The organism is Kitasatospora sp. NBC_00458, assembly GCF_036013975.1.
GTDB lineage: Bacteria > Actinomycetota > Actinomycetes > Streptomycetales > Streptomycetaceae > Kitasatospora.
Genome location: NZ_CP107904.1, coordinates 7,264,696 through 7,288,635, shown reverse-complemented (window position 1 = coordinate 7,288,635; position 23,940 = coordinate 7,264,696). Strand labels below are relative to the sequence as shown.

Genomic DNA, 23,940 nt, shown 5'->3' with positions numbered 1-23,940 from the left:
GCCCGAACTCCGCGGCCCGTGCCCGGACTCCGCGGCCCGCCCGGGGACTCCGCCGGCCGCGGGCCGCGGCACGTGAACTCTATGAACGCAAACGTGACCCCCGTCACTCCACCCCACATAGTCGGAGCGGCCCACCACCCGGGGCCGCCAGGACCGCAGGGCACAGCTGGGCGAAGGAGCCGCAGATGTCGATCACCGGAGCAGGGCCGCAGGCCGGGACCACCAGACGGAAGGACCGCACCCACGTCCTCTACCTCGCCGTGATCGTGGCGGTGGTCGCGGGCGTCGTGGTCGGGCTGGCCGCGCCCGGCTTCGCCGTCGAGCTGAAGCCGATCGGGACGGGCTTCGTCAACCTGATCAAGATGATGATCAGCCCGGTGATCTTCTGCACCATCGTGCTGGGCATCGGCTCGGTCACCAAGGCCGCCAAGGTCGGCAAGGTCGGCGGCCTGGCGCTCGGCTACTTCCTCGCCATGTCGACCGTCGCGCTCGCCATCGGCCTGCTGGTCGGCAACCTCCTGGAGCCCGGCGGCGGCCTCCACCTGACCAGCGCGCTCGCCAAGTCCGGCCACGCCCAGGCCGCCGCCGGGGGCGCGCAGTCCACCGCCGACTTCCTGCTCGGGATGATCCCGACCACCATGCTCTCCGCCCTCACCGAGGGCAAGGTGCTGCAGACCCTGCTGGTCGCCCTGCTGGCCGGCTTCGCGCTGCAGGCGATGGGCCCGGCCGGCGCACCGGTGCTGCGCGGCGTGGAGCACGTCCAGCGACTGGTCTTCCGGGTCATGTCGATGATCATGTGGGTGGCACCGGTCGGCGCCTTCGGGGCGATGGCGGCCGTGGTCGGCGCGACCGGCACGGCCGCACTGAAGAGCCTCGCCGTCATCATGGTCGGCTTCTACGCGACCTGCACCCTGTTCGTGGTCGTGGTGCTGGGGACGCTGCTGCGGCTGGTCGCCGGGATCAACGTCTTCACGCTGCTGCGCTACCTGGGCCGCGAGTTCCTGCTGATCCTCTCCACCTCCTCCTCGGAGAGCGCGCTCCCCCGGCTGATCGCCAAGATGGAGCACCTGGGCGTCAGCCGCCCGGTCGTCGGCATCACCGTCCCGACCGGCTACAGCTTCAACCTGGACGGCACCGCGATCTACCTCACCATGGCCTCGATCTTCATCTCCGAGGCCATGGACAAGCCGATGTCGGTCGGCGAGCAGCTGTCCCTGCTCGTCTTCATGGTGATCGCCAGCAAGGGCGCGGCCGGGGTCACCGGAGCCGGACTGGCCACGCTCGCCGGCGGACTGCAGTCGCACAAGCCGGCGCTGGTGGACGGCGTCGGGCTGATCGTCGGCATCGACCGGTTCATGTCCGAGGCCAGGGCGCTCACCAACTTCGCGGGCAACGCGGTCGCCACCGTCCTGATCGGGCAGTGGACCGGCGAGTTCGACCGCGAGCGGGCCCGGCAGGTGCTGACGGGTGCGGTGCCGTTCGACGAGCGGACGCTGGTGGACACCCACGCGGGCCCCGCCGACGGTGCGGAGTCGGCGGGTGCGGCGGGTGCGGGAGCGGCTCCCGTACCGGGTGCCTCGCCCGAGCCGGTCCCGGCCGCGCACGGCGCCCCGAGCACGGCGGCGGCCGCCTGACCCCCGGCCCGCCCCCCTGAGACTCCCCCGGCCCGGCGCCCCGCCCAACCCCCCGGACGGCGCCGGGCCGGGGGTCCCGTCCGTCCTCCGGACCGACGCCCGCCCCGCGCCCGCCGGAGGTGGCCGCCCCGCCCGCCGACGCCGCCGCTCAGACCTCCTCGGAGCCGCTGACCGCCCAGCTCAGGCCGGTCGCCGGATCCTCCAGCACGAGGTGCAGGTGCCGCAGCCGGTCCGCCGGGTCGGCCCAGGTGAAGCACCGCATCCGCGCGACCAGCGCGTTGACCTCCGACCGATCCGGACGCTCCGCCCCGGTCATCGCCGTCAGCACCCGCCAGAGCGCCAGCCGCCCGTGCGCCGCACCGTGCTCCCGGTCCGCGACACCCGCCTGGACCAGCGCCGGGCAGGCGAGCGCGAACGGCACGTACCCGCCGGTGACCAGCCGCCCCGGCGCCAGCTGCGCAGCGGCGCACGGCGCGGGACCCCGAACGCAGACCGCCACCGCCCAGCCCGCCAGCTCGGCCAGCGCCCGGGTGGCCCGCTGCCCGGGAAGCCTCGCCCCCGGCTCGGGAAGCTCCACCGGGCCGAGGCCCTCCCGGCTGGCGGGCAGGGTCAGCAGCGCACTGCGCGAACCGCCGCCGGGCAGGTACTCCCTGACCCTCACCCCTTCGCCCCAGCCCACCGCCTCCCAGGACTCCAGAAGCAGGGGGACGCCCTCCCGGTCCGGCTCGGCGCCGTAGGAGAGGTCCTCGCCGAGCAGCACCCGCGTCTGCGCGACCAGCCGCCGCACCTCCGCCGGACCGAGCAGCGGGGCCAGCCTCCGCCAGGAGTGCCGGGTCGCCAGCACCTCCCAGAGCGGCCCGGCGTCGTGGTCGCGGACGCCTGCGGCGGTACCCGGACCGCCGTCCGCGTCGAACAGCCGGGCCGCGACCTCGGGCGGTGCGGCGTACGCGATCAGGTGGCCGAGGGGTGCGGTCGCGACGGCGGCCCGGGTCCGGGCGGCGTCGTCGATCACGGGCGGCGGACCTGCGACACCGGCGACACCGGCGACACCCTCGCCGCCACCGGGTCCAACAGGGCCAACGGGGCCAACGGGGCCGCCCAGGGGAGCCCGGGTGCCGTCCCAGCCCCGCCCGGCGCAGCGGTCACGTCCGTCGAAGCCCTCACATCCATCGAGGCCGTCGCGGTCGGCGAGGCCGCCGTGGCGGCCGAGGCCGGAACGGCCGTCGACGGCGACGGCGGCGGCCCGGGCCTGCCGGTAGGCGCCCAGCAGTTCGGTCCAACGGCCTTCATCGGCCAGCGAGCGGAGCCGGTGCTCCTCGTACGTGATCACGATTTTCAGCGTACGGGCCGAGTCGGCGGAGGAGCTGACTTGCCGTCAGTTCGGTGCGTCGGGCCCGTCCGGCGGATCGGACGGCAGGCCGGACGGCGGGTCGGACCGCCGGTCGGACCGCGGCTCCGACGGCGGCTCCGACGGCGGCTCGGGCCGGGGCGCCGGCAGGCGGGCCGGGGGCACCCCCGCCTCGCGCTCCCGTTCGAGGACGGCCCGCAGCCGGACCAGGGCCCGCCGCCGGGTGACCGCCAGGGTGGAGCGGTGCACGCCGAGCAGCCGCGCCGCCTCCTCCAGGCCGTACCCGTCGAGGTCGACCAGGAGCACCGCCCGCGCCTGCTTGGCGGTCAGGCAGCCCAGCAGCCGGACCACCTCCCAGTGCGCCTGCAGCTCGCCCACCCCGCCGCACGACGGGTCGGCCCGGCCGGCCCGGCCGGCCACGCCGTCCCCCACCTCCGGGAGGAGCATGCGACGGCGGTCGCGCCGCCACTCGTCGCGAAGGATGTTGACCATCGTGGTGAACACGTAGGCGTAGGGCTGCGGGTGGCGGAGGAACCGGTCGGGACGGCGGGCTATTCGCAGATAGGCGTCGTGGACGACGTCCCCCGCACCGAACCGGTTCCCGGTGAGCTGAACGGCCGCCCGGTGGAGCCGCGGCAGCAATTCCGTGAACACCCGGTCGAAATCGGCCGGATCGCCCCCGGAGCCGGAGTCCGGATCCCGCCCACCCCGACAGCCTGACGAGGAATCCATGCCGCTCCCCTCGGAAATCGGCACCCGAAAGCCCAGGCGGCGGACACCGACCACCCGGCTTGTGACGCACATCACATCATAGTTCGTCACCCCACTGTCCGCAGTCATTCGTGTGCAATACGTCACCACCCGGGCGGCGTAAGGGAATTGGAATTCCCCCGCTTCCCGGGCGGGACCACACCCGATGAGCGAGGAGTCAACGCCATGACAGGTCGTACCGCCCGGAACATCGCCAAGCTCGGGATGGCGGCGCTCGCCGCCCTCGGCGTGCTCGGCACCACCGCCCTCCCCGCCGCCGCCCGGCCGGCCGCCCCCGCCCCCGCCCCCGAGCGGCCCCGAGCCGCCGACCAGACCATCACGGCCGGCTCGGGCGTCGCGTCGCCCACCGCGATCACCGCCTCCTACCGCTGCGTCATCACCGCCGACTACGGCTGGCGCTGGGAGGGCAACTGCCGGATCTACTCCGGCGAACTGCGCACCATCACGTACTGCGCCAACGGCACGTCCAGCACCGGGCTCTGGATCGGCGCCCGGCCCGAGCCGTGGGCGGTCTGGGGCAACTGCCCGGGCTCCAGCTGGACCCGGATCGCGTTCCAGTCGCGCGGCTGACCGCCCGCGAAGGCGACACCGGGGGCGCCGCACCGAAAGCGCGGCGCCCCCGGTGTCCGTCCGCCCCGGCCGGCACCGCCCCGGGCCACCACACCCGGCACCGGCACCGGCCCTACTCGTACTCGGTGCCGCCCTTGCGGGTCAGGTAGGCGTCACTGACCACCTTGGCGATCGCGCGCCCGCCCACCACCGGGCTGTACCGCTCGGTCACCGGCCTGATCACCACACCCTCGCGCAGGTGCAGTCCCCGCCCCGAGACCGACTCCCGCCCCTGGGCCAGCGCCAGGACCGTCCCGGTCTCGAACGGACCGCGCCACAGCTCCGGGACCACCGGCAGCTCCCCGTCCAGCAGTTCGGCCGCCGGCAGCCAGCACAGCCGCCCGTCCACCACGGCCGAGACGTCGAACGCCGCGTAGCCGGGGAGTTCGGTGCGGCCGGACTCGCCGTAGGTGAGGTCCTGCACCCCGGCGCCGTAGACCTCGCCGAAGATGCCGACCCGCTCGGCGCCGAGCCGCTCGGCCAGCCGCGCGGCGACGGCCGGGATGCCGTGCGCCCGAACCGCCCGCCAGTACAGGTTGCGCTCGTCCTCGACCAGCGCGAGCCCCTGGGCCCCGATGCCCTTGGAGGACACCTGCACCTCGCCGGTGGCGGCGTGGTAGGTGACCAGGCAGCAGCTGCCGTGCAGCTTCTCGGTCAGGACGACGGGCTCGCCGGGCGTGAAGACGTCCGGGAAGCGCTTGAGGTTCTCGATGTCCACCCACGGCAGCAGGTCCGGCGCGCGGACCACCTCGCCGTTCATCGAGGTCGGGATCGGCGGCTGCCACTTGGTGACGCCCAGCAGCCCGGCGAAGTCCTCCCCGCTGCCGGCGGCGGACTCCAGGTCGGTGCCCGCCAGGGCGCCGGGCCGGCAGACGATGCCCTGGGACAGCTCGCCGCGCAGCCGGACCGCCTTGACCCGGTCGGCGTTCCCGCCGGCCAGCCGGCCGGTCAGCCCCAGCTCCTCGATCAGCGGGGCGGGCAGCACGGCCTGCTCCGGGATGTAGACGGCGTAGTCGCCGGTGCGGTACGCCCCCTTGGCCACCACCGCGCGGTAGAGGCCGACCTGGGCGAGTTCGAGGGCGTCGGCGTTCGGATGGTCGAGGATGGTCAGTTGCTCGACGGTGACTCGCAGCGTGGACATGGACGTACTCCTCCCCCGGGCCCGACCGGGCGGCCGGCTCTGTGCACGGCGTGCCGGCCCCCGGGGGCCGGCAGGACGTACGGGACGTGCGGGACGTGCGGACGGGAGCCACTCTGACCTGTGGGACCGCCCGCGCGCGAAGGGTTTTCGGCCCTCGACACCCCGCGCACCCGGCCGCCCTCCCCGTGCGCACGCGCTCCCTCCCGCCGCCCGCACGCCCCCTCCGTGTCCCACGCCCACCACCCGCCCGTCGAGCACCCACCGGCCGTGGCACCAGCGGCCGGACGGCCGGGGTTTGCGTCTTCCGACAGGGGCCCGGCAGGCAGGGCCGCCCTCGCCTGTGCGATGAAACAGACGACTCTTAGCCCGCAATTGCGGCACTATAATCACCGAAATCGCCGCACCTGCGGTGTTGACCCCGCGCCCCTTCCGGCGCGTCCAGGAGGGGAACCAAGGGAATGAACACCCGCAGACTCGCCGTCGCCGCCACCACGGCCCTCGTCCTCGGCCTCGGGACGGCCGCCTGCAGCAGCGACGGCAGCGACGGCGGCTCCAAGAACGCGGGCGCCACCGGCACCTCGGCCCCCGCCTCCCCCGGCACCGCCGCCGCGACGGCGCCGAAGGCCTCCGGCGCCGTCACCGTCTTCGCCGCCGCCTCGCTCAAGGAGAGCTTCACCGAGCTCGGCAAGAAGTTCGAGGCCGCCAACCCGGGCGCCAAGGTCACCTTCAACTTCGGCGGCAGCTCCGCCCTCGCCGCCAGCATCAACTCGGGCGCCCCCGCCGACGTCTTCGCCGCCGCCAGCCCGGCCACCATGAAGACCGTCACCGACGCGGGCGGCGCGAGCGGCACGCCCAGGACCTTCGTGAAGAACACGCTCGCCATCGCCGTCCCCAAGGGCAACCCCAAGCACATCGCCGGACTCGCCGACCTCGCCGCCCCCGGCGTGAAGGTCGCGCTCTGCGCGAAGGAGGTGCCCTGCGGCGCCGCCGCCCTGACCGCGCTCAAGGCCGGGAACGTCACCCTCACCCCCGTCACGCTGGAGCAGGACGTCAAGGGCGCGCTGACCAAGGTCGAACTGGGCGAGGTCGACGCGTCGCTGGTGTACCGCACCGACGTGAAGGCCGATGCTGCGAAGATCGACGGCGTGGAATTCCCCGAGGCCGCCCAGGCCGTGAACGACTACCCGATCGCCTCCCTCGCCAAGGCGCCGAACAAGGACGGCGCCGCCGCCTTCGTCGCCTACATCGCGTCGCCCGAGGCGCAGCAGGTGCTCACCGCGGCGGGCTTCCAGGCGCCGTGATCCGCCGCACCGCCCGCCGGTCCGCCGGGGACGACCCCGGCCCGCCCGTCGGGGACGGCCCCGGCCCGTCGTCCGCCGACCGGTCCGGCAACCGGTCCGGCGACGGCGGCGCGCCGGGCCGCGCCGCCGCGCCCTGGGCCCGCCCGCGGCGCCGGAAGTCCCGCCGCGTCCCGTTCACGCTGCTGCTCCCGGCGCTGCTCGGCCTGGCGTTCCTGGTGCTCCCGCTGGTCGGCCTGCTGGTCCGGGCACCGTGGAGCTCGCTGTCCGACCAGCTGACCAGCCCACAGGTGTGGGAGGCGCTGCGCCTCTCCCTGGTCTGCGCGACGGCGGCCACGGGGGTGTCGCTGGTGCTGGGGGTGCCGCTGGCCTGGCTGCTGGCCCGGACCGAGCTGCCGGGCCGGCGGCTGGTCCGGGCCCTGGTCACGCTGCCGCTGGTGCTGCCGCCGGTGGTCGGCGGTGTGGCGCTGCTCCTGGTCCTCGGCCGGCGCGGCATCGTCGGCTCGTGGCTGGACTCGGCCTTCGGCATCACCCTGCCGTTCACCACCACCGGCGTGGTGATCGCGGAGGCGTTCGTCGCGATGCCGTTCCTGGTGATCAGCGTCGAGGGCGCGCTGCGGGCCGCCGACCCGCGCTACGAGGAGGCCGCCGCGACCCTGGGGGCATCCCGGCTGACCACGTTCCGCCGGGTGACGCTGCCGCTGATCGCCCCCGGGATCGGCGCCGGCGCGGTGCTGGCCTGGGCCCGGGCGCTCGGCGAGTTCGGCGCGACGATCACCTTCGCGGGCAACTTCCCCGGCCGGACCCAGACCATGCCGCTCGCCGTCTACCTCGCGATGGAGTCCGAACCGGAGGCGGCGATCGCGTTGTCGCTGGTGCTGCTGGTGGTGTCGGTGGCCGTGCTGGCCGGTCTGCGCGACCGCTGGCTGTCGGCGCCGTGACCGGGCCCGCCTCCCGCCGCCCCGCCCCGGCGTCCGCCCCGGCCCCCGTCCCGGGCGGCCTCCCGGCCCTCGGCCCGGGGCACCGCCCGAACCCCGGCCCGGGCAGTACCCCGGGCCGCACCCCTGGAGCGCACCGCCGATGACACACCCCGCCGATCCCACCGGTCCCGCCGCGGGTCCCGCGGGCCCCGCCGCCCCGTCCTCCACCCCGCCCACCGCCCCGTCCTCCGGACTGGACGCCCGGCTGCGGGTGGACCGCGCCGCCTTCACCCTGGACCTCTCGCTGGCCGCCGCCCCCGGTGAGGTGGTCGCCCTGCTCGGGCCGAACGGCGCCGGGAAGTCCACCGCCCTGCGCGCGCTCGCCGGGCTGCTGCCGCTCACCGACGGCCGTCTTCGGCTCGACGGCCACGTCCTGGAGGACCCGGCCCGGCGGCTGCACACCCCCGCCGAGGAACGCCCGGTCGGCGTGGTGTTCCAGGACTACCTGCTGTTCCCCCACCTCAGTGCGCTCGACAACGTCGCCTTCGGCCCGCGCTGCCGGGGCCGGTCCAAGCGCGAGGCGCGCGCCGAGGCCGCCGGCTGGCTGGAGCGGATGGGCCTGGCCGATCACGCCGAGGTCCGTCCGGGGCGGCTCTCCGGCGGCCAGGCGCAGCGGGTGGCGCTCGCCCGCGCCCTGGCGGTGCGCCCGCGGCTGCTGCTCCTGGACGAACCGCTGGCCGCCCTCGACGCCCGCACCAGGCTCGACGTCCGGGCGCAGCTCCGGCGCCACCTGGCCGAGTTCGAGGCGGTGGCGGTCCTGGTCACGCACGACCCGCTGGACGCGATGGTGCTGGCCGACCGGCTGGTGGTGATCGAGGACGGGCGGGAGGTGCAGTCCGGCAGCCCGGCGGAGATCGCCCGGCGGCCGCGCACCGACTACATCGCCCGGCTGGTCGGCCTCAACCTGTACCAGGGCGCGGCCGAGGGCCGGCGGGTCACGCTGGCGGACGGCACCGTGCTGGCCACGACCGAGGAGCTGTCCGGTCCGGCCTTCGTGGCGTTCCCGCCGTCCGCCGTCACGCTGCACCGCGAACGGCCGGAGGGCAGCGCGCGCAACGTCTGGGAGCTGACGGTCACCGGGCTGGACCTGCACGGCGACCAGGTCCGGGCCGACCTGTCCGGCGCGGTCCCGATGGCCGCCGACCTGACCCCCGCCGCGGCCGCCGAGCTCGACCTCGCTCCCGGGGCGACGGTCTGGGCCGCGGTCAAGGCCGCCCAGACGCACGCGTACCCGGCCTGATCCGGGCCGGGCGCGCCGTTCCGGGGCCCTGTCCGCCCCGCCCCCGTCCCCGCCCGGTCGCCCGCCCACCCGGCCGCGCGTCAGTCGGTGGGCGCCACGAAGCCCGACTCGTAGGCGGCGATCACCGCCTGGGTGCGGTCGCGCGCGCCGAGCTTCGCCAGCACACTGCTGACGTGCGTCTTCACGGTCTGCACGCCGAGGAACAGCTGCTCGGCGATCTCCCCGTTGGTCAGGCCCCGGGCGACCAGGCGCAGTACCTCGGTCTCGCGCTCGGTCAGGGCGGCGCGTGCCATCGCCTCGCGCGCCTCCCGGTTGCCCTGCCCGGCGGCGAGGCGCCGGATCTGGGCGGGGAAGAGCAGCGACTCGCCGGCCGCGACCAGCCGCACGGCCCGGGCGATCTCGGCCGGCCGGGTGCGCTTCAGGAGGAAGCCGTCGGCCCCGGCGCGCAGGGCCCGGTAGACGTAGTCGTCGATCTCGAAGGTGGTGACGACCAGGATCTTCGGCGCGTACCCGCCGGGGGCGGTCCCGTCGCGGACCAGCTCCCGGGTGGCGGCGAGCCCGTCGACCCCGGGCATCCGGACGTCCATCAGCACGACGTGCGGGCGCAGCCGGCGGGCCAGGGCGAGCGCCTCGGAACCGTCGGCCGCCTCGCCGACGACCCGCAGGTCGCCCTGCGCCTCCAGCACGGCGCGCAGTCCGGCGCGGACCAGTTCCTCGTCGTCCGCCAGCAGAATGTCGATCGTCACGCGCCCAAGCGTAGGGGTACCCGAACGGCCAGGACCCACTCGCCGGACTCCGGCCCCGCCGAGGCCTCGCCGCCGAGCAGCACGGCCCGTTCCCCGATGCCCCGGAGTCCCTTGCCGCCCCGGCGCGGTGACGGTGCGGCCGCCGCCCCGCCGGCCGTCCGGAGGGCGTTGGCGCAGCGCAGCTCCAGACGGCCGTCCCGGACGGCGATCCGGACGCTGACCGGTGCGCCGGGCGCGTACTTGAGGGCGTTGGTGATGCCCTCCTGGACGATCCGGTAGCCCTCGCGGGAGAGCACCCCCGGGAGCTTCGCCGCCGGGGCGTCGATCCAGGCCTCGACCGGGCTCCCGGCCGCCCGTGCGGTGTCGAACAGGGCGGGCAGCTGCTCGATCCCGGGCCGTTCACGGGCGTCCCCCCGGCCACCGCCCGCGGCACCCCCGGCGCCGCCTGCGCCGCCCGCGCCGCCTGCGGATCCTGCTGCTCCCCCGGCGTACCCGACGCCCCCGGCTCCCCCGGCCGCGGCGGACTCCTCCGCCCCGCCCTCCCGGGTGTCGCGGAGCAGTGCGAGGGTCCGTTCCAGGTCGTCCATCGCCTGTCGGCCGGTCTCCTCGATGACTTCGAGCGCCTTGGCGACGAACGCCGGATCGGCGACCGCCCGCGCCGCCCCCGCCTGGAGGACCGTCACCGTCAGGGCGTGGCCTATGGAGTCGTGCAGCTCGCGGGCCAACAGGTTGCGCTCCAGCAGCCGTTCGGCCCGCAGCTCGGCGGCGGCCAGCCGCTCGGCCGGGGAGGGGCCCAGCAGCCTCGTCGCCATGGCGAGCTGGATCCGGCCGGCCCAGACGATCACCCACCCGAGGCCGAACAGCAGCACCGGCGCCAGCGCCGGGTACCAGGACGGCCCGTCCACGGCGGGGAGCCGGACGCCGTGCAGGTCCGGTGCCGCACTGGTGAGCAGGTCGACCGCGGCGACCGGCACCAGGATCGAGAGGACGCCGACGGCCGTCCCGAGGACGGTCCGGCCGACCAGCCAGAGCGCGGTCCGCCGCCGGTCGGCCCAGGTCCGGGCGGGTTCGGTGGCGATGTCCTGCTCCTGGTCGGGGACGAGCAGCAGTCGCGCCTGCACGCCCTCCGCCCGGCGCATCGCGGGCACCAGGGCGGCCAGGACGAGCAGCGCCGCGTCCACCGGGACGGCGCGCACCAGGATCTCGGTCAGGCTCCCCCCGGAGACGCCCGGATAGACCATCAGGACGACGCCGGAGAAGACGACACCGATCACCAGGTGCAGCCAGCGCGCATAGGTGACGGCGCTCGACAGGGGCGCGAGTATTCGGCGCATCGCGCCATCCTGCCAGGTCGGCGCCGCGGTCGGCCTCCCTCCCGGGAGGGAGCCGGATCCCCTCCCCGGCGGGATCCGCCGCGGGGGTCCGCCGCGGTCCCATGGAAGCCGTCGGGGAGGCGGCCGCCGGGAGCGGACCGCCGGGAGCCCGAGGAGAGCGACGGAGAGAGGGAGGACGGCCGTGATCAAGGTGGAGGGCCTCACCAAGGAGTACGGCGGGGCGCGGGTGGTGGACGGCCTCGACTTCGAGGTGCGGCCCGGGGTGGTGACCGGGTTCCTCGGGCCCAACGGCGCCGGCAAGAGCACCACCATGCGGCTGATCCTCGGCCTGGCCCGGCCGACCGCCGGCCGTGCCCTGGTCGACGGCCGCCCGTACGCCGAGCTGGACGACCCGCTGCGGCGGGTCGGCGCGCTGCTCGACGCCCAGGCCCTGCACGGGGGTCGCACGGCGCACGGCCATCTGCACTGGCTGGCCGCCGCGAGCGGCCTGCCGGACCGCCGGGTCGACGAGGTGCTCTCCCAGGTGGGCCTCGCCGACGCGGCGGGCCGGCGGATCCGCGGGTTCTCGCTCGGCATGCGCCAGCGCCTCGGTGTGGCGGCCGCCCTGCTGGGCGACCCGCCGGTGCTGATGCTCGACGAGCCGGTGAACGGCCTCGACCCGGAGGGCATCCGGTGGATCCGCACGCTGCTGCGGGAGCTGGCCGCCGAGGGCCGCGCGGTGCTGGTCTCCTCGCACCTGATGACCGAGATGGCGCTGACCGCCGACCACCTGGTGGTGATCGGCCGGGGCCGGCTGCTGGCGGACTCCGCCGCCTCCGCGTTCATCGACCGCCACGGCCGCACCCGGGTCCGGGTGCGGGCGGTCGACCCGGCCAGGCTGGACGCCCTGCTGCGGGCCCCCGGTCTCGGCACCCGCCTCACCGGCGAAGCGGCCGGCGACAGGACCGGCACCGCGGATTCGGGCCCGGAGGTCGGCGCCGAGCCGGTGGACGGCGGCGCCTGGGAGGTCAGGGGTGTGGCGCCCGAGCGGATCGCCGCGTTCGCCGCCGCCAACGGCGTGGTGCTGTACGAGATCGCAGTCCGGCAGGACTCATTGGAGGAGGCCTTCATGCGGATGACCGCCGACAGCGTCGAGTACCGGGCGGTGGCGGCATGAACGCCCTCGCCGCCACCGCCACCTCGAACGCCTCCCCGTCGAACACCGCCCCGTGGTCCGCCGTGCTCCGCGCCGAGCGGATCAAGCTCACCACCCTCCGCTCGCTCTGGGTCACCCCGCTCGTCGCGCTGCTGCTCACCGTCGGCCTCGGAGCCGCCGTCTCCGCCGCGCTCGGCGGGAAGGACGCCGACCTCACCGAGGACCCGGGCGTCGGCATCCACTACGGCCTCAACTTCGGCCAGGCCGCGCTGGTCTGCTTCGGCGTCCTGCTGATCGGGCAGGAGTTCGGCACCCGCATGATCGGCGTCTCGCTCACCGCCGTCCCGCACCGCGGCCGCCTCTACGCCGCGAAACTCGCCCTCGGCGCCGCCGTCGGCCTGGGGGTCGGCCTGCTCGGGGCCGGCGGCTCCGTCGCCGCCTACGCCGCGTTCGCGCCCGGTGCCGCCTGGAGGGGCCCCGGGCTCGTCCGCAGTGCCACCGCCGGGGTGCTCTACCCGGCACTGCTGGTGGTGTTCTGCCTCGGCCTGACCGCCGTGCTGCGCAATCTGACGGCGGCGATGGGCCTGCTGGTGCCGACCGTCTTCCTGCTCTCCCCGCTGCTGTCCGGCGTGCCGGTCGTCCGTCACGCCGTCCAGTTCCTGCCGGACCGCGCGGGCCAGTACGCGCTGCACTACGCCGACGACCCGCAGGTCGCGTACGGGCACTGGACCGGCCTGCTGATCGCGGCCGGCTGGGCGGCGGCGGCCGCGTACGGGGGTCTGCGCTCGCTCCGCCGGTACGAGGCCTGAGCCGGCCGCGGCACCCACTCCGTCCTGCCGCACCGTCGCCCACCAGCCACGTGCAACCCTGGAGTTGCACATGACGCCGCGGGCGTGCAACCCTCTGACAACGGATCGGGGAGGTTCACGGCATGGTCACCGGCAGCATCCAGCGTGAGATCGTCATCGCCGCACCGCGCGAACGGGTCTGGGAGGTCCTCACCCAGGCGGAGTTCCTGGGCGCCTGGTTCGGCGCCGACGGGCCCGCCGAGATCGACCTCCGGCCGGGCGGGCGGATGTCCCTCGGCCACGGCGCGCACGCGCACGGCGGGCCGCCGGCCCGGATCGAGACGGTGGAACGACCGGGCCGGTTCTCCTTCCGCTGGTCCCGGAGGACGGCCGAAACGGAGCCGGCGGGGGGCGGCGAGACCCTGGTCGAGTTCACCCTGACCCGGGAACCGGGCGACCACACCCGGCTCCGCATGACGGAGAGCGGACTCACCGCACCCGTCGCCACACCCCCGGGCGCGACCCGGACCCGGCTCACGCGGAACGGGACCGGCTGGACGTGGAAGCTGACCGAGCTCGCCTGCCACACGGAGCGGCTGGCCGCCCGGCGGCCGGCGGGCGGGGGAGAACGTCGGACGGATGACGGATTCTGAGATCCGCCATCCGTCCGTAAGGCCTCTGTCCGCCAAGCGGTGCCGATCAGGCGTCAGGTGTCAGGCGTCGCGCGGCGGGCACCGGTCCGGCGCCCGCAGGCGGCTCACCCGCGCAGCGCCGGGTGGTCCGCCACCACCGTGCAGCTCCCCGGGGCGATCTCCGTGAAGCCCGCGTCCTGCACCAGCGGCAGACCGCTCGCCACCAGCTCCCCCCAGCCAGCGGGCTCGGCCGTACGGACGGCGAGCGCGAACCCGGACTCGGCCCACTCCTTGCGCTGCGCATCGTCCAGGCGCCACCAGGCGAGCTGTGCGGCGTGGCCGGTCTGGGCCATGGTCTTGCCGGCGCTCATCTCCAGCTCCGGGTTGAGCCAGAGCACCGGCACCCCCGGCTCCGGGGCGCCGACCGGTCCGCTCTCCTCCAGGTCGGTGCCGGACACCTGGAGCTTGGCGAGCTCCTTCGGCCAGCCGTCGAGCGGGACGGGCGGGAACACCCGCACCTCCGCCTCCCGCCCGGCCACCGTGATCCCGGGCAGCTCGCCCGCCCGGCGCCACTCGCCGCCCCGCGCCCGCCGGACCACCTTGCGGATCCGCGCGTCCTCCCAGGCCTCGACCAGCTCCGCCCACTCGCCGTCCGGCGCGGTGACCCGCCGGTCGCTCAGCAGGGTCAGGACCGCACGCGCCGAGGTCTCCAGCGCGTCGGTCCTCCCGGGCGGCGCGGCCCGCTCAAGCCGGACCAGCAGCGGCAGCACGTACTGCGGCCGGGCGTCGCGGTCCTCGGGCGTCGGGTCGGGAACGGGGGCGTCGAACGGAGAAGTCACCCGACCAGCATGCCAGCCCCCGGGACACGGCGATCACGGCGGTGCCCACCCGCGGCCGCTCAGCGCAGGCGCTGCCGCAGCTCGTCCACCGCCGCCCGGATACCGGCGCTGTACACGTCCTCGGGAAGCGCGTCCAGGCTCCGCACGGCGCATTCCAACTGCTCGCGCGCCAAGTCCGGCTCGCCGAGCTTGAGGTGGTCGGAGGCCAGGTTGAGGTGGAGCGACGGGTAGAACGCCCGCACCTGGAGCGCGGCCCCGTAGGTCTGCGCGCGCTCGACGGTCAGCGAGTCGGCGGCGGCCAGCGCCCGGCGGTCCCACTCCAGCTCCGCGCGCGGATCGGCCTGCAGGTCCGCCAGGTAGTGGGCGACCACGCAGCGGTGGAACACGTCGCCGCGCTCGCCGAGCGCCGCCCAGAGCCGCTCGAAGCTCTCCCGCGCCAGAGCCGTCCGCCCGCGCTGTGCCGCCTCGACGCCTTCGAGACCGAGCGCGAGCCGCGCCAGTACGGAGTCCTCGGCGGCCACCGCCCCGGCCGCCTCCTCGGCCACCGCATCCGCCTCCGCCCGGGCCGCCGGGGCCCCGGCCGTCAACGCACCCTCGGACGAACCGGCCGACATACCGGATGGATCGGACATGGACGCAGCCTAACCGTCCGCCGCCCCGCCCCGCCCGGCCCGCCGCACCCGGGCCGGGGCCTTCGGGGCCGGGCCGACCACGGCCCCGAGAGCACCGAGGGCCCCGGCGGTCGGCGGGCCGGGCGACGCAGGTCAGGGCAGGGCAGGTCGGCGCCGGTCAGCGCCGGAAGCCGCGCTGCGGGTCGCGCTCCTCCGCGTCCTCGTAGGTCAGGAACCAGCCCTCGGGGTGAGTGGCCGTGAGAAGCAGCTCGGCCCGCTGCTCCGCGCTCAGCTCCGGGTCACCGTCGTCCGGCCCGAAGACGCCGAACAGCTCGTCGTGGCAGCCGTCCCAGTCGTAGTCGTACAGGTCGGCCGGCAGGTCGCCCATCATGTCGGCGACGGACTCGGGCTGCGCACCGAGCAGCGTCCGGGCGTCGACCAGCGCCATCCGCAGCGCGATCTCCTCGGCCAGGCACCGCGGCAGCGGCCACTCGCCGAGCGCGAGGTCGTCGGCGAGGTCGTCGAAGGCGCGCGCCATCGCACGGCGCCAGCCGCGGTGCAGGCGCCAGGTGCGCTGCGGCAGCCTCCCGAAGACCGTCCAGTCCGTCTCCTCGCCGTCGACGACCGGTTCGTCCTCGTGCTCGTCGAAGTCGTCGTAGGCGGCGTCCGCCAGACCGATCAGCTGGGCGTGGAGCAGACAGGCGGTGCGCGGGGTGAGCGTCCAGTCGCCCGACGACCCGCCGTCGTCCTCCTCGTCGCCCTCAAGCGGGAACAGCTCGGCGAAGTCCGGCGCGAAGTCCTCGGTGACGCTGATCTCCAGCGTGCCGCCGAGCGCTTCGACGCCGGGCATCGCCGCCACCAGCCGGTCCGGGTGCAGCAGGGCGCCGAGCGCCGCGTTGGCGTCCTCGGCCACCTCGCGCAGCAGTTCACGGCGCTGCCCGGCCGGATCGACGCCCTCGAAGTTCAGTTCCTCCACGGCCGCGATCGCCGCAGCCCGCAGCGCGGGCCAGTCTGTGATCCGCAGGCCCAGCACCACCGTCGCCTCGATCTCCTGCGCGCCGGAGTCCTCCGCCGCGCCCGGCCCCTGTGGATGATCGCTTCGCTCGCCCATGGGGCTACGGTACGGCCTTTCGGGCCTCCGATCACCGGTCTGTTCCGGCTACCCTGTGCGTTCCCGCCGTCACAGGGCCGCCGCGCGCCGGGGCCGCGGCCGCGCGCCTCTGTGCCGGGAGGCCCGGCCGCCCACAGGATTGCCCCATGGCGAACATCGACGAATACGGCGGCGGGCAGCACCCGGACGCCCAGGTACTGGTAGTGACCACCAACGACATCCCCGGCTTCCGGGTCGACCACGTGATCGGCGAGGTCTTCGGCCTGACCGTGCGCAGCCGCCACATCGGCAGCCAGATCGGCGCCTCGCTGAAGTCGCTGGTCGGCGGCGAGCTGCGGGGCCTGACCAAGACCCTGGTGGAGAGTCGCAACGAGGCGATGGAGCGGCTGGTCGAGCAGACCAAGGCGCGTGGCGGGAACGCGGTCCTGATGTTCCGCTTCGACGTCACGGAGGCCGCGGACGTGGGCACGGAGGTCTGCGCCTACGGCACGGCCGTGGTGATCTCCCCCGCCGTGCCGTAGTCGTCGGGCGGTCCTCCGCGGGCCGGGGCGCGGTCCGGGCGGCTGAAGCGACCCGGACCGCCCCGCGCCCGCCGTCCGTGCGGCGCGCGCCGTACGCCGCGCGACGCGCGCCCTGGGGGTGCACGCCGCGACGGTCCGCGCTCGCTCGCGGGGGTCGGGAACACCTCCCGGCCACCCGATGTTTCACGGGCGTGACTGTTTACGGTGCAACCAACTCCGACGAGGTGCGACGGGTCGACGTCGTGGTGGTGGGCGCGGGCCAGGCGGGCCTGTCCGCCGCCTACCACCTGCGCCGCCGCGGCTTCGCCCCCTACCGGGCCGACACGGGCGCAGCGCCCGACACGGCGACCGGTGCGGAAGCCGGCACGGAACCCGGTATCGGCGGCGTGTTCGTCGTCCTCGACGCCGACGCCGCCCCCGGCGGCGCCTGGGCCCACCGCTCGCCCTCGCTGCGGATGGCCACCGTGCACGGCTTCCACGACCTGCCCGACTTCGAGCTCCCGGAGCCCGACCCGCAGGCACCGGCCCGGGAGGTCGTACCGGGGTACTTCGCCGCCTACGAGGCCCGGCACGCGCTCCCCGTCGTACGCCCGGTGACCGTCCGGGCGGTGCGCGCGGAGTCCGCGAGCCCCGACAGCCGGCTGCTGGTCGAGACCGACGGCGGCACCTGGTCGACCCGGGCACTGATCAACGCCACCGGCACCTGGACCCGCCCGTTCCTCCCGCACTACCCGGGGCACTTCGCCGGACGCCAGCTGCACTACGCCGACTACCGCGGCCCGGAGGAGTTCACCGGCAAGCGGGTGCTGGTGGTCGGCGGCGGGGCGTCGGCGATCCAGGTGCTGTCCGAGGTGGCGGCGGTCGGCGAGACGGTCTGGGCCACCCGGACGCCGCCCGTCTTCCACGAGGGACCGTTCACCCCCGAGTACGGCCGCGCGGTGGTCGCCAAGGTCGAGGAACGGGTCCGCCGGGGCCTGCCGGTGCGCAGCGTCGTGAGCGTGACCGGGCTCGGGCCCTCGGTCGCCTACCGGCGGGCCGAGGAGCTGGGGGCGCTGCACCGCCGCCCGATGTTCGACCGCCTCACCGAGCACGGGGTCGCCTGGGCGGACGAGGAACTCGCCGTCGACGCGATCGTGTGGGCGACCGGCTTCCGGCCCGAGGTCGGCCACCTCGCCGGGCTGGGCCTGCGCGCGCCCGGCGGCGGTATCGCCCTCACCGGCACCCGCGCCACCGCGGATCCGCGCGTCCACCTGGTCGGCTACGGCCCGTCCGCCAGCACGATCGGCGCCAACCGGGCCGGACGGGCGGCGGTCAACGAGATCGTCGGGCTGCTCGGCGCCCCGGCCGGCGCCGGGGCGCAGGCCCGGGCCGCGGTGGCCGGCTGATCCACGGGCCCGGCGGGGCCTCCCGGGGGCGGGGCCTCCGCCCGGCGGCCGGGCCCTTCGGTCGACCGGTCCGGGTGGGGCGGCCGTCGACCGGCGACCGTCGACCGTCATCCCGCGGGCAGCCGGCCGCGGTGCTCCGCGGCCCACCCGCCCAGGTCGCACAGCACCGCGTGCAGCGATTCGCCGAGCGCGGTGAGCGCGTACTCGACCCGGTAGGGCGGATCGGACCGGGCGGTGCGGCTCACGTACCCCTCCGCCTCCAGCGTGCGCAGCGCGCGGGTCAGCACACGGCGGCTGAGGTCGGCCACGGCACGGTCCAACTCGTTGTAGCCGCGGGGCCGTTCGGCGAGCAGGCTGAGCAGCACGACACTCCAGCGGTCCCCGATGCGGTGCAGCACCGCCGTGGCCGGGCACTCGGCACGGTCCAGCGCGGTGACCTGAACGGCGTCCGGGGCGGCGGCCGGACCGACGTCCGGGGCGGCGGCCGAGGTGGCGGAAGTCCCCGCGGCGGCACCAGTGGACATGGATGTTCCTTCTTTCGAGGACACGGTCACCCGACCCATGATCGCCTCAACAGAGCGACGGAGTCGAGGAGTTCACATGATCGCAGTGTCCGGGGCGTCCGGCCGGCTGGGCCGGCTGGCACTCACCGCCGCACTCGGCCTGGCCGACCGGTCCGAGGTGGTCGCGCTCACCCGGGATCCGGCGGCCGCGGCCGCGGACCGCACCTGGCCCCAAGTCCTCACCCGAGCCGCCGACTTCACCGACCCCGCCACCCTGGAACCGGCTCTGGCCGGGGTCCGGCGGATGCTGCTGATCAGCACGGCGCGGTCGCCGGAACGGTTCCGCCTGCACGAGGCCGCGATCGGGGCGGCCGTCGCGGCCGGGGTGGAGCACGTCGTCTACACCTCGGTGGTCCGCGCCGCCGAACCCGGCAACCCCGTCCCCGAAGCACGCGACCACGGCCGGACCGAACGGCTGCTCGCCGGCTCCGGGCTTGGACACACCGTGCTGCGCTTCAACGTCTGGCCGCAGATGCTGCTGCTGTCCGGCCTGGCCCGGCTCGCGGTGGCGACGGGCGAACTCCCCAGCAGTGCGGCCGGCGGCCGGGTCGGCTACATCACCCGCGAGGACACGGCGTGGGCTGCCGCCCGGGTGCTCACCGGCGCCGCCGCATCCACGGCGGACGGCCGGGACCGGGCGGGAGGGAGCGGCGCGGGACGGGGCGGCGCGGGCCCGGTCCTGGGCGTCACCGGACCGGGCCTGACCGACGCGGAGGTGGCCGCCGCGCTCACCGAGGCGACCGGTCGCCCGGTGCGGCACCGCCAGGTGGCCGACGCCGAGGTCGCCGGGGCGCTGACCGCGCTCGGGGTGCCCGGACCGATCGCGCAGGCCTGGGGCGAGAACGACCCGTTCCGGCGGCAGGGCTGGTTCGACGTCGCCGACGACGGCACCACCGGGCGGCTGCTCGGACGCCGGCCCGTCCCGCTGGCCGGGTTCTTCGCGGCGCACCGGTCCGAGCTGCTGCCGGGGTGACCCCCGTGCCCCGGGCCCACCGCAGACCCGCCGCGGACCCACCGCGGGCCCGGAGCGCCCGGCGGGCGCCCGGGTCGGCGGCGCCGGCCGGCACCCGCCGACTACCGGCCACCGGTCAGCAGCAGTCGTCAGCGGACGTCAGCGGTCGTAGTCGACCGTCACCCGGTCGGTCACCGGCCGGGCCTGGCAGGTGAGGACGTAGCCGGCCGCCAGCTCCTTCTCCTCCAGGGCGAAGTTGCGCCGCATCTCCACCTCACCACCGGTGACCAGGGCCCGGCACGTCCCGCAGACCCCGCCCTTGCAGGCGAACGGCAGGTCCGGCCGGGACCGCTGCGCGCCGTCCAGGATCGACCGGTCGCGCGGCAGCGAGAGCGTGCTGCCGCGCCCGTCCAGGACGACGGTGACCTCGCTGTGCTCCCCCTCGCCCGGGCCGCCCGAGCCCGGCAGGTCGTCCGCACGCTCGGCGACCGGCTCGTCCTCCGCGTGGAACAGTTCCAGGTGCACCCGTGCGGCCGGCACACCGAGCCCGGCGAGCAGCTCCTTCGTCCCGGTGACCATCCCGAACGGCCCGCAGAGCCACCAGTGGCCGACCGCCTCGACGTCCACCAGCGCTTTCAGCAGCGCCCCGACCCGCTCCGGGTCGAGGCGTCCGCTGAGCAGCTCGGCGTCCCGGGTCTCGCGGGAGAGCACGTGCACCAGCTGGAACCGGCCGAGGTAGCGGTCCTTCAGGTCGGCCAGCTCGTCGGCGAACATCACGGTGTCGCTGCGCCGGTTGCCGTAGAGCAGGGTGACGGTGGAGGTGCGGTCGGCGGCCAGCACGGAGGCCGCGATGGAGAGCATCGGCGTGATCCCGGACCCGGCCGCCAGCAGCACGTGCTCGGCCGGTTCGGCGAGGTCCGGGGTGAAGAGGCCGGTCGGCGTCAGCACCTCGACCTCCTCCCCCAGCGCCGCCTCGCGCACCAGCCAGCGGGAGAACAGCCCGCCGGGCACCTCCCGGACGGCGATCCGCAGCGGACCGCCGACCGGGGCGCAGATCGAGTACGAGCGGCGCTCGTCGACTCCGTCCACCACCCGGCGCAGGGTCAGCGTCTGCCCCGGCCGGAACGCGAACGCGTCCGTGAGCCCGTCCGGCACCGCGAAGGTCACCGCGACGGCGTCCTCGCAGAGCCGCTCCACCCCGGCGATCCGCAGCGGGTGGAAGGTCGGGCGGCGGGCGGGTCGGAGGGCGGGTCCGGGGGCGGCCATTCAGATCTCCTTGACACGTTCGAAGGGCTCGCGGCAGTCGCGGCAGCGCCACAGCGCCTTGCAGGCGGTGGAGCCGAAGCGGGACAGCTCCTCGGTGTCGGCGCCGCCGCAGAGCGGGCAGACGACGGGGGTGGCCCGGGCGTCGTGGCCCCAAGCCGGGACGGGCCGCACGGGGACGGGGGGCGCGACGGCGGGCCGCGTACCCCCGGCCGCGTCCGGAACCGGGCCGGAGCCGGAGCCCGTACCGCCCGCCGCCGGGCCCGGCCCGGTCGCGCGCCGCGTCGGGCCGAGACCCAGCAGGCCCGGACCGCCGGCGGCGGCCGCAGCGGCCCCCGGGCGCGGCGGGGCGATGCCCGCCTCGGCCAGCTTGCGCCGTCCCTCGGCGGTGATCAGGTCCGTCGACCACGGCGGGTCCAGGCGCAACCGGACCCTCACGTCCGTGAACCCGGCCGCACGCAGCCGCCGGTCCACATCGGCGGCCATCTCGGCGACGGCGGGACAGCCCGAGTACGTCGGGGTGATCCACGCGGTCACGGCGCCCCCGTCCTCCTCCACCCCGGCCAGCACGCCCAGGTCGGCGAGGGTCAGCATGGGCAGCTCCGGATCGGGCACGGCCGACGCCACCTCCCAGGCCCCGCCGCGCCCGACCACCCCGGCCCCGGTCACCACGTCGGCCCCGGTCACCACGTCGCCCCCGGGTGCGCCCGGGCCAGCACCTGGAACTCGGCCAGCAACGGGCCCAGCGCCTCGGTGTGCACACCGTCCCGGCCGGCCCGGCCGCCGACCGCCGCCAGCCCCGGCACGTCCGGCACCGCCAGCCCGGCCTCGGCGAGCACGGCCGCCAGCGAGGCCAGCACCGGCTCGCGCAGCGTCGCCGGGTCCACGCCCACCCGCCGCTCGACCGGGTGCGCCGTGAGCAGCTCCTCCAGCAGCGGCCAGACCGCGTCCACCCCGGCCTGCATCCGCCCGGCCGAGTACGGCGTCCCGTCGCCGAGCCGCAGCGTCCAGGCGGTCGCGTACTCCCGGTGGTAGGCCAGTTCCTTCACGCCCCGCGCGGCGACCGCCGCCAGCACCGGATCCGGGTGCCCGGCCAGCGCCTCGTACAGCGCGCCGCGCACCGTGGCGAACAGGAGCAGCCGGGCGATCGAGTACGCGAAGTCCCCGTTCGGGGCCTCGACCAGACGGACGTTGCGGAACTCGTACTCCTCGCGCCAGTACGCCAGGTCGTCCTCGGTGCGGCCCGAACCGTCGGCCTGACCGGCCCGGGTCAGCAGCTGGCGGGCCTGGCCGAGGAGGTCGAGGCCCAGGTTGGCGAGCGCGACCTCCTCCTCCAGCTCGGGGGCCCGGGTGCACCACTCGATCAGCCGCTGGGAGAGCACCAGCGCGTCGTCACCCAGCATCAGGCAGTAGGCGGCCAGGTCGGTGCCGTCCACACCGGGCGGCACGGCGGTGTCCACCCCGAGCAGCGGGTCGGCGAAGCCCGTCCCGTAGGCCCAGCGGCCCTCGCCCTCGGGCTCCGGGGACGCCCCGGCGAGACTCAGGTACACGTGGTCGTCGGTCATGGTTCGGCTGCTCCCGGTCAGATGTGCGGGACATCCTCGGGGATGTCGTAGAAGGTCGGGTGGCGGTAGACCTTGTCACCGCTCGGCGCGAAGAAGGGGTCGCGCTCGTCCGGGGCGGACGCGGTGATCGCGTCGGAGCGGACCACCCAGAGGCTGACGCCCTCGTTGCGGCGGGTGTAGAGGTCACGGGCGGCGAGCAGCGCCATCCGGTCGTCGGAGGCGTGCAGGGATCCGACGTGCACGTGGTTCAGGCCGCGCCGGGGGCGCACGAACACCTCGTAGAGCGGCCAGCCGGCCTTGGACTCGGTCACTTCCCGTTCTCCTGTTCCGCTTGCTGCGGGTCCGCCTGGCGCGGCTCCGTCCGGTGGCGGTCCTCCGCACGACGCTTCTCCGCGTAGGCGACGGCCGCCTCGCGCACCCAGGCGCCGTCCTCGTGGGCTGACCGGCGGCGTTCCACCCGCTGGGCGTTGCACGGACCCTGGCCGTGGATGACCCGGGTCAGCTCGGACCAGTCCGGCTCGCCGAAGTCCCAGCTGCCGCGGTCCTCGTTCCAGCTCAGCCCGGGGTCGGGGAGGGTCACACCGAGGTGTTCGGCCTGCGGGACGGTCATGTCGACGAAGCGCTGGCGCAGCTCGTCGTTGCTGTGGCGCTTGATCCGCCAGGCCATCGAGCGGGCGCTGTTCGGCGAGTCGGCGTCCGAGGGGCCGAACATCATCAGCGACGGCCACCACCAGCGGTCCACCGCGTCCTGCACCATCCGGCGCTGCGCCTCGGTGCCGCGCATCAGCGTCATCAGGAGCTCGTAGCCCTGGCGCTGGTGGAACGACTCCTCCTTGCAGATCCGGACCATCGCGCGGGCGTACGGGCCGTAGCTGCAGCGGCAGAGCGGGACCTGGTTGCAGATGGCGGCGCCGTCGACCAGCCAGCCGATCACCCCGACGTCGGCGAAGGTGAGGGTCGGGTAGTTGAAGATCGACGAGTACTTCTGGCGGCCGGAGACCAGCTTCTCGGTCAGCTCGGCGCGGTCCACGCCGAGGGTCTCGGCGGCGGCGTAGAGGTACAGGCCGTGGCCCGCCTCGTCCTGGGCCTTGGCGAGCAGGATCGCCTTGCGGCGCAGGGACGGGGCGCGGGTGAGCCAGTTGCCCTCGGGCTGCATGCCGATGATCTCGGAGTGCGCGTGCTGGGCGATCTGGCGGATCAGGGTCGCCCGGTAGGCGTCGGGCATCCAGTCGCGGGGCTCGATCCGCTGCTCGGCCGCGACGACCGCCTCGAAGAGCTCCTCCGGCGACAACTGCTCGCGGTTCGGGCCGTGGGGCCCTCGGGCCGCGGCGGCGCCGTGGGCCTCGTTCACCTCGTTCATCTCGTCCGCCCGACCGGCTTCGTCCGTCCGGCCCGTGTCCTGCGGTTGATGCGCCCGCTCGGGGACCGGCTCGGCCACCTCTGCTGTCACCGCGGTCCCCTCTCGCCTGTGCCT

Annotated in this window: 25 protein-coding genes; 11 read left to right on the top strand and 14 right to left on the bottom strand. The window is 75.6% G+C overall.

Annotated elements, in window-relative coordinates:
- Positions 1–185: 185 nt before the first annotated feature.
- Positions 186–1,634: a cation:dicarboxylate symporter family transporter gene (locus tag OG550_RS29695; RefSeq protein ID WP_327682706.1), complete on the top strand. Its 1,449-nt coding sequence runs from the start codon at positions 186–188 to the stop codon at positions 1,632–1,634.
- A 148-nt stretch (positions 1,635–1,782) separates the two neighbouring features.
- On the opposite strand, the gene OG550_RS29690 is transcribed toward OG550_RS29695, so the two are convergent.
- A complete protein-coding gene (locus OG550_RS29690) occupies positions 1,783–2,964 on the bottom strand; it encodes a hypothetical protein (protein WP_327682705.1) in 1,182 nt (393 codons plus the stop codon).
- Positions 2,965–3,009: 45 nt separating this feature from the next.
- Positions 3,010–3,636 carry an RNA polymerase sigma factor gene (locus OG550_RS29685; protein ID WP_327682703.1) on the bottom strand — a complete coding sequence of 209 codons (627 nt, stop codon included), beginning with the start codon at positions 3,634–3,636 and terminating at the stop codon, positions 3,010–3,012.
- 282 nt (positions 3,637–3,918) lie between these two features.
- Here OG550_RS29685 and OG550_RS29680 point away from each other — a divergent pair, with 282 nt between their 5' ends.
- Entirely contained in the window at positions 3,919–4,323 is a 405-nt protein-coding gene (locus tag OG550_RS29680; RefSeq protein WP_327682701.1) for a hypothetical protein, read from the top strand.
- Positions 4,324–4,435: 112 nt separating this feature from the next.
- On the opposite strand, the gene OG550_RS29675 is transcribed toward OG550_RS29680, so the two are convergent.
- Positions 4,436–5,503: an RNA ligase (ATP) gene (locus tag OG550_RS29675; protein WP_327682699.1), complete on the bottom strand. Its 1,068-nt coding sequence runs from the start codon at positions 5,501–5,503 to the stop codon at positions 4,436–4,438.
- A 458-nt stretch (positions 5,504–5,961) separates the two neighbouring features.
- Between OG550_RS29675 and modA the strand changes: the two genes are divergently transcribed.
- The 3 genes from modA (at position 5,962) to OG550_RS29660 (ending at position 9,021) form a co-directional block, all read left to right on the top strand.
- The gene (modA, locus tag OG550_RS29670) at positions 5,962–6,804 is read left to right on the top strand and encodes a molybdate ABC transporter substrate-binding protein (protein ID WP_327682697.1); all 843 of its coding nucleotides are present in this window, start codon (positions 5,962–5,964) and stop codon (positions 6,802–6,804) included.
- On the top strand, positions 6,801–7,742 hold the full coding sequence (locus OG550_RS29665; RefSeq protein ID WP_327682695.1) for an ABC transporter permease: 942 nt from the start codon (positions 6,801–6,803) through the stop codon (positions 7,740–7,742). The genes modA and OG550_RS29665 overlap by 4 nt, the downstream gene beginning before the upstream one ends.
- A 139-nt stretch (positions 7,743–7,881) precedes the next feature.
- Positions 7,882–9,021 carry an ABC transporter ATP-binding protein gene (locus OG550_RS29660; RefSeq protein WP_327682693.1) on the top strand — a complete coding sequence of 380 codons (1,140 nt, stop codon included), beginning with the start codon at positions 7,882–7,884 and terminating at the stop codon, positions 9,019–9,021.
- Between the two features lie 80 nt (positions 9,022–9,101).
- Here OG550_RS29660 and OG550_RS29655 read toward each other — a convergent pair whose 3' ends face one another.
- Positions 9,102–9,767, bottom strand: coding sequence for a response regulator transcription factor (locus OG550_RS29655; RefSeq protein ID WP_327682691.1), 666 nt, complete (start codon positions 9,765–9,767; stop codon positions 9,102–9,104).
- Positions 9,764–11,101, bottom strand: coding sequence for a sensor histidine kinase (locus tag OG550_RS29650; RefSeq protein WP_327682689.1), 1,338 nt, complete (start codon positions 11,099–11,101; stop codon positions 9,764–9,766). The genes OG550_RS29655 and OG550_RS29650 overlap by 4 nt, the downstream gene beginning before the upstream one ends.
- 181 nt (positions 11,102–11,282) lie before the next feature.
- Here OG550_RS29650 and OG550_RS29645 point away from each other — a divergent pair, with 181 nt between their 5' ends.
- The 3 genes from OG550_RS29645 to OG550_RS29635 all read left to right on the top strand — a co-directional run bounded on the left by OG550_RS29645 (position 11,283) and on the right by OG550_RS29635 (position 13,677).
- On the top strand, positions 11,283–12,257 hold the full coding sequence (locus tag OG550_RS29645; RefSeq protein WP_327682687.1) for an ABC transporter ATP-binding protein: 975 nt from the start codon (positions 11,283–11,285) through the stop codon (positions 12,255–12,257).
- The gene (locus tag OG550_RS29640; protein WP_327682685.1) at positions 12,254–13,045 is read left to right on the top strand and encodes an ABC transporter permease; all 792 of its coding nucleotides are present in this window, start codon (positions 12,254–12,256) and stop codon (positions 13,043–13,045) included. Before OG550_RS29645 ends, OG550_RS29640 begins: the two co-directional genes overlap by 4 nt.
- Before the next feature lie 122 nt (positions 13,046–13,167).
- Positions 13,168–13,677, top strand: a complete 510-nt coding sequence (locus OG550_RS29635) for an SRPBCC domain-containing protein (RefSeq protein ID WP_327682683.1) — start codon at positions 13,168–13,170, stop codon at positions 13,675–13,677.
- A 104-nt stretch (positions 13,678–13,781) separates the two neighbouring features.
- Here OG550_RS29635 and OG550_RS29630 read toward each other — a convergent pair whose 3' ends face one another.
- The 3 genes from OG550_RS29630 to OG550_RS29620 form a co-directional block, all read right to left on the bottom strand.
- On the bottom strand, positions 13,782–14,495 hold the full coding sequence (locus OG550_RS29630) for an aminoacyl-tRNA hydrolase (protein ID WP_327682681.1): 714 nt from the start codon (positions 14,493–14,495) through the stop codon (positions 13,782–13,784).
- 59 nt (positions 14,496–14,554) lie between these two features.
- On the bottom strand, positions 14,555–15,127 hold the full coding sequence (locus OG550_RS29625; protein ID WP_327682679.1) for a hypothetical protein: 573 nt from the start codon (positions 15,125–15,127) through the stop codon (positions 14,555–14,557).
- 157 nt (positions 15,128–15,284) lie between these two features.
- Positions 15,285–16,217, bottom strand: a complete 933-nt coding sequence (locus tag OG550_RS29620; protein ID WP_327682677.1) for a hypothetical protein — start codon at positions 16,215–16,217, stop codon at positions 15,285–15,287.
- 146 nt (positions 16,218–16,363) lie between these two features.
- Between OG550_RS29620 and OG550_RS29615 the strand changes: the two genes are divergently transcribed.
- Both OG550_RS29615 and OG550_RS29610 read left to right on the top strand, forming a co-directional pair.
- Complete coding sequence (locus OG550_RS29615) at positions 16,364–16,738, top strand: YbjQ family protein (protein ID WP_327682675.1); 375 nt, start codon at positions 16,364–16,366, stop codon at positions 16,736–16,738.
- A 191-nt stretch (positions 16,739–16,929) separates the two neighbouring features.
- Positions 16,930–18,123 carry an NAD(P)-binding domain-containing protein gene (locus OG550_RS29610; RefSeq protein ID WP_327682673.1) on the top strand — a complete coding sequence of 398 codons (1,194 nt, stop codon included), beginning with the start codon at positions 16,930–16,932 and terminating at the stop codon, positions 18,121–18,123.
- A gap of 107 nt (positions 18,124–18,230) precedes the next feature.
- Here the strand turns inward: OG550_RS29610 and OG550_RS29605 are convergent, their stop codons facing one another.
- Positions 18,231–18,647 carry a winged helix-turn-helix transcriptional regulator gene (locus tag OG550_RS29605; protein ID WP_327682672.1) on the bottom strand — a complete coding sequence of 139 codons (417 nt, stop codon included), beginning with the start codon at positions 18,645–18,647 and terminating at the stop codon, positions 18,231–18,233.
- A gap of 76 nt (positions 18,648–18,723) precedes the next feature.
- On the opposite strand from OG550_RS29605, the gene OG550_RS29600 reads away from it, so the two are divergent.
- Positions 18,724–19,659 carry an NAD(P)H-binding protein gene (locus OG550_RS29600; RefSeq protein WP_327682670.1) on the top strand — a complete coding sequence of 312 codons (936 nt, stop codon included), beginning with the start codon at positions 18,724–18,726 and terminating at the stop codon, positions 19,657–19,659.
- A gap of 138 nt (positions 19,660–19,797) precedes the next feature.
- On the opposite strand, the gene paaE is transcribed toward OG550_RS29600, so the two are convergent.
- The 5 genes from paaE to paaA are packed head-to-tail and all read right to left on the bottom strand — an operon-like array spanning position 19,798 to position 23,826.
- Positions 19,798–20,904, bottom strand: coding sequence for a 1,2-phenylacetyl-CoA epoxidase subunit PaaE (gene paaE, locus OG550_RS29595; RefSeq protein WP_327682668.1), 1,107 nt, complete (start codon positions 20,902–20,904; stop codon positions 19,798–19,800).
- Positions 20,905–21,588, bottom strand: a complete 684-nt coding sequence (gene paaD / locus OG550_RS29590) for a 1,2-phenylacetyl-CoA epoxidase subunit PaaD (RefSeq protein WP_327682666.1) — start codon at positions 21,586–21,588, stop codon at positions 20,905–20,907.
- Complete coding sequence (gene paaC / locus OG550_RS29585) at positions 21,585–22,466, bottom strand: 1,2-phenylacetyl-CoA epoxidase subunit PaaC (protein ID WP_327682664.1); 882 nt, start codon at positions 22,464–22,466, stop codon at positions 21,585–21,587. Before paaC ends, paaD begins: the two co-directional genes overlap by 4 nt.
- Before the next feature lie 17 nt (positions 22,467–22,483).
- Positions 22,484–22,777: a 1,2-phenylacetyl-CoA epoxidase subunit PaaB gene (paaB, locus tag OG550_RS29580; RefSeq protein ID WP_030302229.1), complete on the bottom strand. Its 294-nt coding sequence runs from the start codon at positions 22,775–22,777 to the stop codon at positions 22,484–22,486.
- A complete protein-coding gene (gene paaA / locus OG550_RS29575) occupies positions 22,774–23,826 on the bottom strand; it encodes a 1,2-phenylacetyl-CoA epoxidase subunit PaaA (RefSeq protein ID WP_327684233.1) in 1,053 nt (350 codons plus the stop codon). The genes paaB and paaA overlap by 4 nt, the downstream gene beginning before the upstream one ends.
- Positions 23,827–23,940: the final 114 nt, after the last annotated feature.

Excerpts from the sequence above, each read along its gene's own strand:
- OG550_RS29605 (WP_327682672.1), bottom strand. The coding sequence starts at position 18,647 with ATGTCCACTGGTGCCGCCGCGGGGACTTCCGCCACCTCGGCCGCCGCC.
- OG550_RS29600 (WP_327682670.1), top strand. The coding sequence starts at position 18,724 with ATGATCGCAGTGTCCGGGGCGTCCGGCCGGCTGGGCCGGCTGGCACTC.
- OG550_RS29625 (WP_327682679.1), bottom strand. The coding sequence starts at position 15,127 with ATGTCCGATCCATCCGGTATGTCGGCCGGTTCGTCCGAGGGTGCGTTG.
- OG550_RS29675 (WP_327682699.1), bottom strand. The coding sequence starts at position 5,503 with ATGTCCACGCTGCGAGTCACCGTCGAGCAACTGACCATCCTCGACCAT.
- paaE (WP_327682668.1), bottom strand. The coding sequence starts at position 20,904 with ATGGCCGCCCCCGGACCCGCCCTCCGACCCGCCCGCCGCCCGACCTTC.
- OG550_RS29620 (WP_327682677.1), bottom strand. The coding sequence starts at position 16,217 with ATGGGCGAGCGAAGCGATCATCCACAGGGGCCGGGCGCGGCGGAGGAC.
- OG550_RS29680 (WP_327682701.1), top strand. The coding sequence starts at position 3,919 with ATGACAGGTCGTACCGCCCGGAACATCGCCAAGCTCGGGATGGCGGCG.
- OG550_RS29635 (WP_327682683.1), top strand. The coding sequence starts at position 13,168 with ATGGTCACCGGCAGCATCCAGCGTGAGATCGTCATCGCCGCACCGCGC.
- modA (WP_327682697.1), top strand. The coding sequence starts at position 5,962 with ATGAACACCCGCAGACTCGCCGTCGCCGCCACCACGGCCCTCGTCCTC.
- OG550_RS29650 (WP_327682689.1), bottom strand. The coding sequence starts at position 11,101 with ATGCGCCGAATACTCGCGCCCCTGTCGAGCGCCGTCACCTATGCGCGC.
- OG550_RS29695 (WP_327682706.1), top strand. The coding sequence starts at position 186 with ATGTCGATCACCGGAGCAGGGCCGCAGGCCGGGACCACCAGACGGAAG.
- OG550_RS29660 (WP_327682693.1), top strand. The coding sequence starts at position 7,882 with ATGACACACCCCGCCGATCCCACCGGTCCCGCCGCGGGTCCCGCGGGC.
- paaA (WP_327684233.1), bottom strand. The coding sequence starts at position 23,826 with ATGAACGAGGTGAACGAGGCCCACGGCGCCGCCGCGGCCCGAGGGCCC.
- paaC (WP_327682664.1), bottom strand. The coding sequence starts at position 22,466 with ATGACCGACGACCACGTGTACCTGAGTCTCGCCGGGGCGTCCCCGGAG.
- OG550_RS29615 (WP_327682675.1), top strand. The coding sequence starts at position 16,364 with ATGGCGAACATCGACGAATACGGCGGCGGGCAGCACCCGGACGCCCAG.
- OG550_RS29640 (WP_327682685.1), top strand. The coding sequence starts at position 12,254 with ATGAACGCCCTCGCCGCCACCGCCACCTCGAACGCCTCCCCGTCGAAC.